Source organism: Stenotrophomonas sp. P5_B8 (assembly GCF_054049855.1).
This window is the reverse complement of the sequence record NZ_JBFULO010000090.1, coordinates 1-12,010: the sequence shown is the minus strand read 5'-3', so window position 1 is coordinate 12,010 and position 12,010 is coordinate 1. Positions and strand designations below refer to the sequence as shown.

Annotated in this window: 10 protein-coding genes; 8 read left to right on the top strand and 2 right to left on the bottom strand. The window is 66.7% G+C overall.

Annotated elements, in window-relative coordinates; all coding sequences use genetic code 11:
- Positions 1–295: 295 nt before the first annotated feature.
- From ACXJKH_RS07415 to ACXJKH_RS07400, 4 genes are all read left to right on the top strand, one after another.
- The gene (locus tag ACXJKH_RS07415; protein WP_457318945.1) at positions 296–1,588 is read left to right on the top strand and encodes an adenylosuccinate synthase; all 1,293 of its coding nucleotides are present in this window, start codon (positions 296–298) and stop codon (positions 1,586–1,588) included.
- A gap of 220 nt (positions 1,589–1,808) precedes the next feature.
- Positions 1,809–2,408: a transcriptional regulator gene (locus ACXJKH_RS07410; protein WP_457318944.1), complete on the top strand. Its 600-nt coding sequence runs from the start codon at positions 1,809–1,811 to the stop codon at positions 2,406–2,408.
- Positions 2,371–2,784: a hypothetical protein gene (locus ACXJKH_RS07405; RefSeq protein WP_457318943.1), complete on the top strand. Its 414-nt coding sequence runs from the start codon at positions 2,371–2,373 to the stop codon at positions 2,782–2,784. The genes ACXJKH_RS07410 and ACXJKH_RS07405 overlap by 38 nt, the downstream gene beginning before the upstream one ends.
- Positions 2,785–2,931: 147 nt before the next feature.
- Complete coding sequence (locus tag ACXJKH_RS07400) at positions 2,932–5,058, top strand: methyl-accepting chemotaxis protein (RefSeq protein ID WP_457318942.1); 2,127 nt, start codon at positions 2,932–2,934, stop codon at positions 5,056–5,058.
- 107 nt (positions 5,059–5,165) lie between these two features.
- Here ACXJKH_RS07400 and ACXJKH_RS07395 read toward each other — a convergent pair whose 3' ends face one another.
- The gene (locus ACXJKH_RS07395; RefSeq protein WP_457318941.1) at positions 5,166–5,711 is read right to left on the bottom strand and encodes a hypothetical protein; all 546 of its coding nucleotides are present in this window, start codon (positions 5,709–5,711) and stop codon (positions 5,166–5,168) included.
- Between the two features lie 217 nt (positions 5,712–5,928).
- Here ACXJKH_RS07395 and ACXJKH_RS07390 point away from each other — a divergent pair, with 217 nt between their 5' ends.
- Both ACXJKH_RS07390 and ACXJKH_RS07385 read left to right on the top strand, forming a co-directional pair.
- Complete coding sequence (locus tag ACXJKH_RS07390) at positions 5,929–6,741, top strand: hypothetical protein (protein WP_457318940.1); 813 nt, start codon at positions 5,929–5,931, stop codon at positions 6,739–6,741.
- 109 nt (positions 6,742–6,850) lie between these two features.
- Entirely contained in the window at positions 6,851–7,414 is a 564-nt protein-coding gene (locus ACXJKH_RS07385; protein WP_457318939.1) for a hypothetical protein, read from the top strand.
- A gap of 53 nt (positions 7,415–7,467) precedes the next feature.
- On the opposite strand, the gene ACXJKH_RS07380 is transcribed toward ACXJKH_RS07385, so the two are convergent.
- The gene (locus ACXJKH_RS07380; protein ID WP_457318938.1) at positions 7,468–9,555 is read right to left on the bottom strand and encodes a catalase; all 2,088 of its coding nucleotides are present in this window, start codon (positions 9,553–9,555) and stop codon (positions 7,468–7,470) included.
- Between the two features lie 168 nt (positions 9,556–9,723).
- On the opposite strand from ACXJKH_RS07380, the gene ACXJKH_RS07375 reads away from it, so the two are divergent.
- Both ACXJKH_RS07375 and ACXJKH_RS07370 read left to right on the top strand, forming a co-directional pair.
- Positions 9,724–10,434, top strand: a complete 711-nt coding sequence (locus ACXJKH_RS07375) for a PAS domain-containing protein (protein WP_457318937.1) — start codon at positions 9,724–9,726, stop codon at positions 10,432–10,434.
- Between the two features lie 81 nt (positions 10,435–10,515).
- Entirely contained in the window at positions 10,516–11,910 is a 1,395-nt protein-coding gene (locus ACXJKH_RS07370; protein ID WP_457318936.1) for an amino acid permease, read from the top strand.
- Positions 11,911–12,010 lie beyond the last annotated feature (100 nt).

Below are 12,010 nucleotides of genomic sequence, written 5' to 3'. Positions count from 1 at the left end.
GCTCCCGGGATGGCCTGGAGCCGGCCAGCGGCCGGCACTACCCAAGCGGCGGTTCTGACCGGCCGGTGAAGTCCGCCGGCCCCCGGGGTGGCAACCCCCACCGGAAACCCGGATAATGCACAAAAGCCGGACGGGCACTCTGTTTCAGAGTCACTCGTCCGGCTTTTTCCGTGTCTGGGTACCCCATTGCCGGCGCGCTCCCCGTTGGAGCCTGCCACCCCGTGATGGTCCGCGCCCGGCCATGGTCCCAAACCCGCGGCCCCGATGGCCGCACAAAAGCAAGGAGTTACCCGTCATGGGTCAGTCAGTTGTCGTGTTGGGTGCCCAGTGGGGCGATGAAGGCAAGGGCAAGATCGTCGATCTGCTCACCGAGGAAATCGGCGCCGTCGTGCGCTTCCAGGGCGGCCACAATGCCGGCCACACGCTTGTCATCAATGGCAAGAAGACCGTGCTGCACCTGATCCCGTCGGGCATCCTGCGTGCCGACGCGCTGTGCCTGATCGGCAACGGCGTGGTGATCTCCCCGGCCGCGCTGCAGAAGGAAATCGCCGAGCTGGAAACCTCCGGCGTGGAAGTGCGCTCGCGCCTGAAGATCTCCCCGGCCGCGCCGCTGATCATGCCGTACCACATCGCCCTGGACCAGGCGCGCGAACGCGCTGCCGGCGGCAAGGCGATCGGCACCACCGGCCGTGGCATCGGCCCGGCGTACGAAGACAAAGTGGCGCGTCGCGGCATCCGCATCGCCGACCTGCATTACCCGGCCCAGTTGGAAGAACTCCTGCGCACCGCGCTGGATTACCACAACTTCGTGCTGACCAATTACCTCAAGACCGACGCGGTCGACTTCCAGAAGACCTACGACGAAGCACTGGCCTTCGGCGAATACGTCGAGCCGATGAAGTCCGACGTCGCCGGCATCCTGCACGACCTGCGCAAGCAGGGTAAGCGCGTGCTGTTCGAAGGCGCCCAGGGTGCGCTGCTGGACATCGACCACGGCACCTACCCGTACGTCACCAGCTCCAACACCACCGTCGGCGGCGCACTGGCCGGTGCCGGCGTGGGCGCGGACGCGATCGACTACGTGCTGGGCATTGCCAAGGCCTACGCCACCCGCGTCGGCGGCGGTCCGTTCCCGACCGAACTGGACGATGAAGTCGGCCAGGGCATCCGCGACSGCGGTGCCGAGTACGGCGCCTCGACCGGCCGTCCGCGTCGCTGCGGCTGGATGGACATCGTCGCGCTCAAGCGCGCCGTGGCCATCAACGGCATCAGCGGCCTGTGCATCACCAAGCTGGACGTGCTCGACGGCATGGAAAAGCTGAAGGTCTGCATCGCCTACGAATACCGCGGCAAGCGCACCGAATACGCCCCGCTGGACGCGCAGGGCTGGGAAGAGTGCACCCCGGTGTACCTGGAGTTCCCGGGCTGGACCGAAAACACCCACGGCATCACCAACTGGGACGACCTGCCGCCGGCCGCCCGCGCCTATCTGCGCGCGCTGGAAGAGCTGGCCGGTTGCCCGGTCAGCATCGTCTCCACCGGCCCGGATCGCGACCACACCATGGTCCTGCAGGACCCGTTCGCCTGAGCCAGCGCCGGTGGTAGTGCCGAGCCATGCTCGGAAGCAGCGCCCACCGGACACGCCCGACGCAACATCCAGAAGCCCCGCGAAAGCGGGGCTTTTCGATGTTCCAGCGCCACGCGCCTGGAACCCGGACCGCTTGCAAATACCCAATATGGGTATTAACGTACCCAATATGGGTACAAAATCTCCCTCAAGTCGCCTGTCGTCCAACCGATCACCTGGCTTGGCCGACGCTCTTTTCACCCAGACCCAGCAACGCGTGCTGGGGATGTTGTTCGGACAGCCGCATCGCGCATTCGGGGTTTCGGAGCTGATTGCATCGATCGGCGCGGGATCCGGCGCGGTACAGCGGGAGTTGGCCAAGCTGGCTGCTGCCGGGCTGGTCAGCGTCAGGGCATCGGGTAACCAGAAGCGCTACCAGGCCAACGGCGAGGCACCGATCCATGACGAACTGGTGGCGATCGTGCAGAAGACCATCGGCCTGGCCGCACCGCTGCGCGAGGCATTGCTGCCGCTACAGGACAAGATCGCCGCCGCGTTCGTCTATGGCTCCATGGCCAAGCGCACCGATACCGCGCGCAGCGACATCGATCTGATGATCCTGTCCGATACCCTCGGCTATGCCGATGTGATGCAAGCGTTGGATGGGACCGAACTGAAGCTGGGTCGCCCCGTAAATCCGACCCTGTATTCAAGCGCTGAATTTACATCGCGGATTCACGATCAAAATTCCTTCTTGATGCGTGTGCTGGAGCAGCCCAAGATCTGGATCATTGGAGAACATGATGATCTCAGCGCTGCACAATCTGGCCGGACCGGGTAAATCACTCAGTGCCGAACCGCCTGATCGCCGGGAAATCGAAGGGTTGCAGCGATCAGGACTCGCCCGGTTGCACGACGCGCGTAACACATCGCTTTCTCTGGAGAGCCGCTTCGACCTGGCCTACAACGCGGCCCATGCGCTGTGCCTGAGCGCGCTGCGACAGCATGGCTTTCGCCCGGCGCAACGCTACATCGTCTTCCAGCTACTCCCGCATACGCTCGCCTTGGGGCCGGAGGTATGGCGTGTGCTGGACAAGTGCCATCAGCAGCGCAACATCGCCGAGTACGAGGGCGAACTGGACGTTAGTKGGCGCCTGATACTGGATTTGATCATCGCCTGCGACCAGGTGCGCCTGGCATTAGGATTGGACGGCTGACGGCGCGCGTGCCCATGGCCCGCTTGGCGTTGTACGCGCCAGCGACGCTCCCCAAATGTGAACCGCCGCCGTTCCGTTAAGGCTGTGTGATCAAGAACATGTCCGCGTGGGCCGATAACCCGGCACCCCCCACGTTTGGATGCAGTCATGGATTTGTTGAGGAACGTCAGCGTCGTCTGGCGTCTAGGTACGGGCTTTGGCCTGTTGTTGCTGCTGGTTGCGGCCGTGGTCGCCACCGGTGCCACCGGCAGCGCGGTGCAGAAGCACGCAATGCAGGAGGTGGTCGAGGTGGGCGTGGCCAAGGTGCGCCTGCTCTCGGAGATGCTCGACGCCAACAACCAGATGATGGTCGTACGCCGGGAGATGCTGATCCGCCAGGGCCAGGAGCGTGAGGCCGATGAGGCGCGCATCGCCGCGCTGGTCAAGCGTTACGAGGCCAGCTGGACCGCCTACCAGGCGCTGCCGAGCGATGCGCAGGGCAAGCAGATGGGCGCGGCCATTGCCGCCAGGCGCGCCACTGCGCGCCCGTTGAACAAGCAGACCAGCGAACTGATGGCGCAGGGCGACTTTCCCGGCGCGGTCGCGCTGACCCTGGGCCCGGTGCAGGAAGCGGCCAGCGGCTGGAACAAGGCGCTCGCCGATGGCGTCACGTATGAAGAAAAAGAAAGCCGCGAAGCCGCCGCCGAAGCGATCCGCCTGGGCGAGCGCACGTTGCTGCAGCTGCTGGTTCTGGGCGGCGTCGCGCTGCTGGTGGGCATTGCCGCCTCGATCCTGATCGGCCGCAGCCTGACCGGGCCGCTGGCGCGTGCGGTCCGGCTGGCCGACCAGATGGCCAAGGGCGAGCTGGAGCAGGATTTCCGCCTCGGCGGTCGTGATGAGCTGACCCTGCTCGGCAATGCGATGGGCAGCGTGCGCCAGAACGTGCAGGCCGCGATCACCGCCCAGCTGCAGATGGCACAGCAGCACGAAGCCGGTGCGATCAGCTACCGCATGGATGCCGACGCACTGCCGGGCGACTACGGCCGCATGCTGCGCGCCACCAATGAACTGGTCGGCTCGCACGTGGCCGTGCAGTCGCACATGGTCGATGTGATGGCCGACTATGCCGTCGGCGACCTCAGTCGCGACCTGGACAGCTACCCCGGCGAGAAGGCGCTGCTGACCCGCACCATGGCCACGGTCAAGGCCAGCCTGATGGCGATCAACCAGCAGATCGACACGCTCGCCAGCGCCGCGCGTGCCGGCGATTTCTCGGTGCGCGGTGATGAGGCTGCGTTCCAGTTCCAGTTCCGCGCGATGGTCGCCAACCTCAACGGGATGATGGCCAGTTCGCAGTCGAGCATCGCCGACCTGTCACAGGTGCTGCGTGCCATCTCCACCGGTGACCTGACCTCGCGCATGAGCGGTCATTACGAAGGCGTGTTCGCGCAGATGCGCGACGATGCCAACGTGACCGCCGCGCAGCTGACCGGCATCGTCCAGCAGATCCAGGGCGCGGCCGGCAGCATCAACGACGCCGCGCAGGAACTGGCCGCCGGCCACAACGATCTGTCGCGCCGCACCGAACAGCAGGCGGCCAACCTGGAAGAGGCKGCCGCCTCGATGGAAGAGCTGACCTCCACCGTGCGCCAGAACGCCGAACTGGCCAACCAGGCCGACCACGAAGCGCACGCGGCCGGTGCCGCGGTACGTGCCACCGAGCAGGCGATCGCGCAGATGGCCAAGGTCATGAGCGAGATCGACACCTCCTCGGCGCGCATCGGCGAGATCTCCTCGGTGATCGATGGCATCGCCTTCCAGACCAACATCCTGGCCTTGAATGCGGCGGTCGAAGCGGCGCGCGCCGGCGAGAACGGTCGCGGTTTCGCCGTGGTCGCCAGCGAAGTGCGCACGCTCGCACAGCGTGCCGGCACTGCCGCCAAGGAGATCAAGGACCTGATCGACGCATCCAGCGAGAAGGTCAAGACCGGCCTGAGCGTCACCGTGGAATCCGAGGCGGCGATCGCGCGCCTCACCCAGGCCAGCTCGCGCACCAATCAGTTGATGAGCGACATCGCCGCGGCCACCAAGGAACAGGCGGCCGGCATCGAGCAGGTCAACCAGGTGGTGGTGCAGATGGACCAGGTGACCCAGCAGAACGCGGCACTGGTCGAAGAAGCCACCGCGGCCAGCCGCGCGCTGGAACAGCAGGCACATGCGTTGATCGAATCGGTGGCGGTGTTCAAGCTGGAGCAGGGCAGTGCGCTGGGCGTGGCGGTGCGGCGCGCGGCCTGATCGACTGATGGAGGGATGCGGCGGCAGGACGCCGCTGCATCCGGATCACAGGTCGCCTCCGCGGCGAACGCGTGGCGGCGGAACTGGCCCGACGCCGACGCGGGGCCTCAGCGATCCCGTACCTCGAAGGTGGACTGCAACGGCAGCTCGACGTTGCGGTTGATGTCCTTGACCTTCATCCGCACGGTCCAGACGCCCGGCGGATCACCGGCTTCGACCCGCATTTTCACCACCATGCCCGTCATGTACACCAGGGTCGGATCGGTGTGCAGCCGGGTTTTGAAGCAGGGCGTCTGCGGGTGCTGCGCGTCGTAGCTGCCGTCGGGACGCTGGATTTCAACACCGCAGACGACGTTGGTGTCGCCCTTCGCGTCCAGCATCGGATTGGACAGCAGGGTGAGCACGTACAGTTCGCCCCCCAGGCCGACGCTGTCGGCACCGCGCAGCGAAGGGGTGTGCTCCGGTGGCGTTTCYCACTTCTGCTGCCAGTCGGCATCGTCGGTGATCACCAGCGACGCGGCGAAGCCGCCTTCGGAACGGGCCGCCTCGGTCTGCGGCACCGGTGTGCCATCGGCGTCGCGCCAGCCGCTCTGGGCCATCGCGGTTGCAGGTAACAACACGGCCAGCATGGCCAGTAGCGAAGCGCTGCGCATGATCGTTCCTTGAATCGCCGCGTCCTGCGGCGTGAGGCGAGTATCGCCGATGCATCATGGAAGGCGTCAATCCTGTGTGGATCATCGACCGCCGATGCCCTCGAGAATCGGCCGACCCGCAACCGCGGCGGCTTGCCGGGCGGTCGCGTACACCCCGGGCCCCGACTTCCGCACCGCCGCGATTTCGGCGATGCTCTGCGCTCACCAGGGGGGACGCATGGAAAGCAGGGATCAGGGTGACATCCACGGCGACGTGCCGGCCATCGCGCACCTGGGGGCCGGCCAGCCGACGGTACCGGCCGAGACGGCGCCCACCGACTGGTCGGTCCTGCCGGTGGTGCAGGGCAATGAAGATTCGGTGGTGATGGTGCTGTGGCGGCTGCTGCGCCAGGAACCGGCGTTGATCGTGAGCGCCGGTTACGTGCTGCTGTCGCTGCTCGGGCTGTGGTCGAGCTACTTCTTCTACCTGCGCTTCCAGCTCTCCATCCTGGACTACCTGCAGATCAGCGACTTCCTGGTGGCCGGCCTGCGCGATCCGGCCTATGCGGGGATCCTGGCCGGCGGCATCGCGCTGGCCATCGTGGCTGGCTGGCCGGACACCGTGCGTCGGCGCAACYCGGCCAAGGTGGAGGCGCTGCGCGCACGGCACTGGGGATGGCGGATGCTGTTCTCGCAGTCACCGCTGACCAGCTGGGACATCTCCGGGCTGCGGCCGCTGACCGGCCTGTGCATCGCAGTGGCCTGCTTCATGGCGCTGGGCGCGGCCATCTACTCCATGAACAAGGCCGAGAACATCCGCGACGCGGGGCAGGGCAGCAAGGTCATGGTGCACCTGGCGGGCGACAGCGCGCCGCTGGCCGGTGATGCACGGCTGCTGGGCAGCAGCAGCGCGTTCGTGTTCCTGTGGTGGCCGCAACAGCACCGCGCAGAAGCGGTGCCGATTTCGGCAATCAAGCGGATGCAGTCGGTGGTGGTGCCGGTGCGGGCCAAGGCACCGCCGGCGGGCAAATCGGCGCCCGCGTCGCGCTGAGCACGATCCCGGCGGGGCAGGCCAAGGCGGCCCTGCAACAGACGCGGCAGCGCGATGCTGCCGCATCCCTTTGTCGCTTCAGCGGGCGGAGTTTTTCGCAGGCGTCCGCGTGGTGGTCCTGCGCGCGGTTTTCGTTGCGACCTTTTTTGTCGACGTGCTGGCCACCGTCTTCTTTGTGGCGGCTTTGCTGGTGGCTTTGCGCGCGGGGGCCTTCTTCGCCGCTGTCTTTTTCACGGCCGATTTCTTCGCCGTCTTGCCGGCAGCTGTCTTCTTCGCGGCCGTCTTCGTTGTGGCCGACGTCGTCGCAGTCTTCTTCGTTGCCTTCGTTGCCTTCTTTGCCGCCGTCTTCGTCGTCGTCTTCTTCGCTGATGTCGTCGTAGTTTTCTTCGCCGACGTCGATGCCTTTTTCGCTACGCTTCTGCCGGCGGCGGTCCTCTTCACCGCCACCTTTTTCGCCACCTTCGAGGCGGTCGACGTCTTGGCTGCCTTCCGAGTCGCTGTCTTCGCAGACGACGTCGTGGGCGCCTTTTTGACCGGCGCACGCTTCTTGCCACCCCCATCCTGCTTGTTGACGGTGGCCCAGGCGATGCGCTCGGCCGCGTCCTCGCCGCGGCCATGTTCCTTCTCGCTTTCTTCGATGTGCTCGGCCTGGCGCTTCTGCTTGTCGGTGTAGCTGGATTTGTCACCACGCGGCATGGGGATGTCTCCTGTGGGGATGGAAGAGAATCAAGCCAGCGTGCGCACCTTCGGCTCCCGCGCCCACTGCCGCGTCGCCGCCGCCGCAAGGAAGCCCTTGGCGTCCTCGGCTTCCACCACGCCCGCATCGTTGCCCACGCGCGCGGCCTTGAGCAGCGCCTGCGCGCCCTCATCGGCGGCAATCGCCTTCAGGTGGGCCCAGGCGTCGGCCACGAAATCCACCGCTGCCGATTCCTTCTGCAGGCGCTTGGCCGCCTCGTTGCTGAGCACCACGGCCACCGCATCGAACACCACCGACGGCGTACCGGCGAGCTGCCCATCTGCGGCAAGCACCTTGCCGTCGCTGAGTTTGCCGCCGCCGATCTTCGGCGCGACCAGCTTGACCTTGGCACCGGCCTTGTCGGCAGCCTTGCGCAGGTTGCTGATCAAGCCTGCATCGGAGCCCTCGTCGAACAGGATGCCGATGCAGCGGCCCTTGAGCAGGTCCTTGGTGCGGCCGATCACGCGCACTTCCTGCGCCTTCGGGAAATCCTGTGCAGGCGTGGCCGTCGGCGCAGGCTCGGGCAGGGCCGGCATCGCAAGTCCCGCGGCCACGCGCTTGGCCAGCGACTCGTCGATGTTGCGCAGGTGGCTCACCGTGCGCTCGCGCACCTTGACCGTTTCCACCTTGGACAGCTCAAACACCAGCGCCGACGCCAGATGCGCCTGCTCGGGTGCTTCCAGGCTGCGGAAGAACATGCGCGCCTGGCTGTAGTGATCGGCGAAGCTCTCGGCCCGCACGCGCCCCTTCACCCCGTCATCGGGCGCGGTGGCGTGGCTGGGGAAACCATCGACCACTTCGCGCGGGCTGTCATCCTGCAGCGAACTCGGATCGTAGGCGACGCGCCCCTTCGGGATGCCCATCTGCATGTGCCCATCGCGCTGATGGTTGGCGAACGGGCACTTGGGCGCATTGACCGGGATCTGGTGGAAGTTGGGCCCGCCCAGGCGACTGAGCTGGGTATCCAGGTAGGAGAACAGGCGCCCCTGCAGCAGCGGATCGTTGCTGAAGTCGATGCCCGGCGGCACGTTGGCGGGGCAGTAGGCCACCTGCTCGGTCTCGGCGAAGAAGTTGTCCGGCCAGCGGTCCAGCACCATCCGCCCGATCACCGTCAGCGGCACCAGCGACTCGGGAATGATCTTGGTCGGGTCCAGGTGATCGAACGGGAAAGCCTCGGCGTCTGCCTCGCTGAACAGCTGCACCGCCAGCTCCCATTCGGGGAAGTCGCCGGCGGTGATCGCTTCGAACAGGTCGCGACGGTGGAAGTCATTGTCGGCACCCTGCAGCTTGACCGCCTCGTCCCACACCGTGGACTGGATGCCCAGCTTCGGCCGCCAATGGAATTTGACGAAGGTCGATTCGCCTTCCTCGTTGAGCAGGCGGAAGCTGTGGATGCCGAAGCCCTCGATCATCCGCAGCGAGCGCGGAATCGCGCGGTCGCTCATCGCCCACATGATCATGTGCATCGACTCGGGCATCAGCGAGATGAAATCCCAGAAGGTGTCATGCGCGCTGGCCGCCTGCGGGAAGGCGCGGTCCGGTTCCATCTTCACCGCGTGGATCAGGTCGGGGAACTTGATCGCATCCTGGATGAAGAACACCGGGATGTTGTTGCCCACCAGATCCCAGTTGCCTTCGCGGGTGTAGAACTTGACGGCGAAGCCGCGCACATCGCGCGGGGTATCCACGGATCCGGCACCGCCGGCCACGGTCGAGAAACGGGTGAACACCGGCGTACGCACGCCAACCTCGGTGAGCACGCGCGCGCGGGTGAATTCCTGCAGCGAACGAGTCAGTTCGAAGTAGCCGTGCGCGGCACTGCCACGGGCGTGCACGATGCGCTCGGGGATGCGCTCATGGTCGAAGTGGGTGATCTTCTCGCGCAGGATGAAGTCTTCCAGCAGCGTGGGCCCACGCGGGGTGGCGCGCAGCGAGTTCTGGTTGTCGCCGACCGGGATGCCCTGGTTGGTGGTCAGCGCGGGATGGCCGCCACCGGCGTGCTGGTGCAGTTCGTCGCCTTCGCCACGGCTGTCGGCGGGAGGAGGGGTGTTCTTGGTGCGGGGCTTGCTGGCGGCCATGGGTGGCTCCGGGCTGGCGGGAAGGCAATGCCCAACACTGGCGCGGCCGCCGTTAATCGCCGGTGCTCAATTCGGGCGCTGCATGCACCCGCGCTTCACATGCGGCGTTGGGTGGGCGCGGCAGGGCGCGTATCCTTGGCGGCGTGTCCTCCTGCCGCCCGCCCTCGCATGCGCGTTGAACCTGCCGACATCGAAGCCCTGTTCGATGCGATCCCCGACGTGCTGTTCTTCATGAAGGACCGCGACGGGCGCTATACGCACATCAACCAGACCATGCTGCGCCGGCTCGGGCTGAAGTCGCGCAAGGAGGTGATCGGGCGTACCGCCGCGGAGATCTACCCGACCGGGCTGGGCGCCGACTACGCCACCCAGGACGRGCAGGTCCTGGCCGGCAAGGTGATCGAAAACCTGATGGAGCTGCATCTGTTCGCCAACCGCGAGCCGGGTTGGTGCCTGACCTGCAAGCGCCCGCTGCTGGTGGACGGGCAGATCAGGGGCCTGATCGGCATCTCGCGCGACCTGGGTCAGAAAGACAGCCTGGGCACCCAGTACGAGCAGCTGCGGCTGGCGCTGGCGCATCTGAACGCGCATTACGCCGAGAACGTGCGCATGCAGACCCTGCTGGACATCACCGGGTTCTCGCTGTCCAAACTGGAGCGTACCTTCCGCAAGGTGTTCCAGATGACCCCACAGCAGGTGCTGACCCGCCTGCGCATCCAGATGGCGGTGCACCTGCTGCACGGGCCGGACAGCATCGCCAGCATCGGCCAGGCCTGCGGCTTCACCGACCAGAGCGCGTTCACCCGCAAGTTCAAGGCCGAGGTCGGGGTGTCCCCGCGCGGCTACCGGGCGCAGATCGGCGAGCGCGCCGAAACCTGAGCCGGGGCGGGCCTTGTGGCCTATCCCGCCGGCCGGCTGGACAGGGTATCGTGTCGCACCTGTTGCCCGCCTGCGATTCCGATGCCCGCATCCCAGACTCCGACGCCTGCCGCCGCGCCTGCCGACACCCGACTGGGCCACGCGCTCAAACCCCGCCAGCTGATCATGATGGGCCTGGGCAGCGCCATCGGCGCCGGCCTGTTCCTGGGGTCGGGCGTGGGCGTGCAGGCCGCCGGCCCGGCGGTGCTGATGTCTTATCTGGTCGCCGGTGCGCTGGTGATCATCGTGATGAACGCGCTCGGCGAAATGGCCGCGGCCAAGCCGACCAGCGGCGCGTTTTCGGTGTACGCCGCCGATGCCATGGGCGCCACCGCCGGGGCCACGGTGGGCTGGCTGTGGTGGGTGCAGTTGGTCATTGTCATCGCGGCCGAGGCGGTGGGTGCGGCCGGTTTGCTGGCCACCGTCTGGCCGGCGGTGCCGGTGCCGATGGCCGCGCTGGCCTTCATGCTGTTCTTCACCGCGATCAACCTGCTCGGGGTAAAGAACTTCGGTGAGTTCGAATTCTGGTTCGCGATCCTCAAGGTGGTGGCGATCGTCGCCTTCATCCTGATCGGCATCGCGCTGCTGCTGGGCTGGCTGCCGGACGTCGCCTCGCCGGGCCTGTCCAACTTCACCGGGCATGGCGGCTTCGCGCCCAAGGGGCTGGCTGGCGTGGGCGCGGCGCTGCTGGTGGTGGTGTTCGCTTTCGGGGGCACCGAGATCGTGGCGGTGGCCGCAGCGGAAACCGAAGACCCCGAGCGCAGCATCGCGCGGGCCATCCGTACCGTGGCCTGGCGCATCCTGGTGTTCTACATCGGCTCGCTGAGCGTGATCATCGCCGTGGTGCCGTGGACCAGCGAGGCGCTGAAGTCGCCGTTCGCCGCGGTGCTGCAGGTGGCCAACATCCCCGGTGCGGCCACGGCGATCACGCTGATCGCGGTGATCGCGCTGCTGTCGGCGCTCAATGCCAACCTCTATGGCGCCTCACGCATGATGTATTCGCTGGCCCAGCGCCAGGAGGCACCGGCCGTGCTCGGCTGGGCCGACCCGCGCCAGGTGCCGATCATCGCGGTGCTGGCCAGCGTGCTGTTCGGCTTTGCCGCCACCGTGATGGAGCTGCTGTTTCCGGACAGGGTGCTGCCGGTGCTGCTCAACATCGTGGGGTCCACCTGCCTGCTGGTGTGGACGATCTCGCTGCTGTCGCAGCTGATCCTGCGGCATCGCGCCAATCGCGATGGCACCCGCCTGCCGTTCCGCATGGCCGGCTACCCCTATCTGACCGTGATCGGCCTGGGCGTGCTGGCGCTGATCTTCGGCCTGCTGCTGTCCGAATCGCACACCCGCCTGCAGTTCCTGTCGATGGCCGCGCTGACCGCGGTGATCGCGATCAGCAGCGAAGTGGCGCGGCGCGTGCGCGCCAGCCGTCAGGCCGATTGATCGATTGACCGGTTGACCGGTTGACCGATTGACCGATTGACCGATTGACCGGTAGTGCCGGCCGCTGGCCGGCTCTGCACCATGCCGATTGGCATCCGTG

Coding starts and splice junctions, on each gene's coding strand:
- ACXJKH_RS07380 (WP_457318938.1), bottom strand. CDS start 9,555: ATGGCCGCCAGCAAGCCCCGCACCAAGAACACCCCTCCTCCCGCCGAC.
- ACXJKH_RS07370 (WP_457318936.1), top strand. CDS start 10,516: ATGCCCGCATCCCAGACTCCGACGCCTGCCGCCGCGCCTGCCGACACC.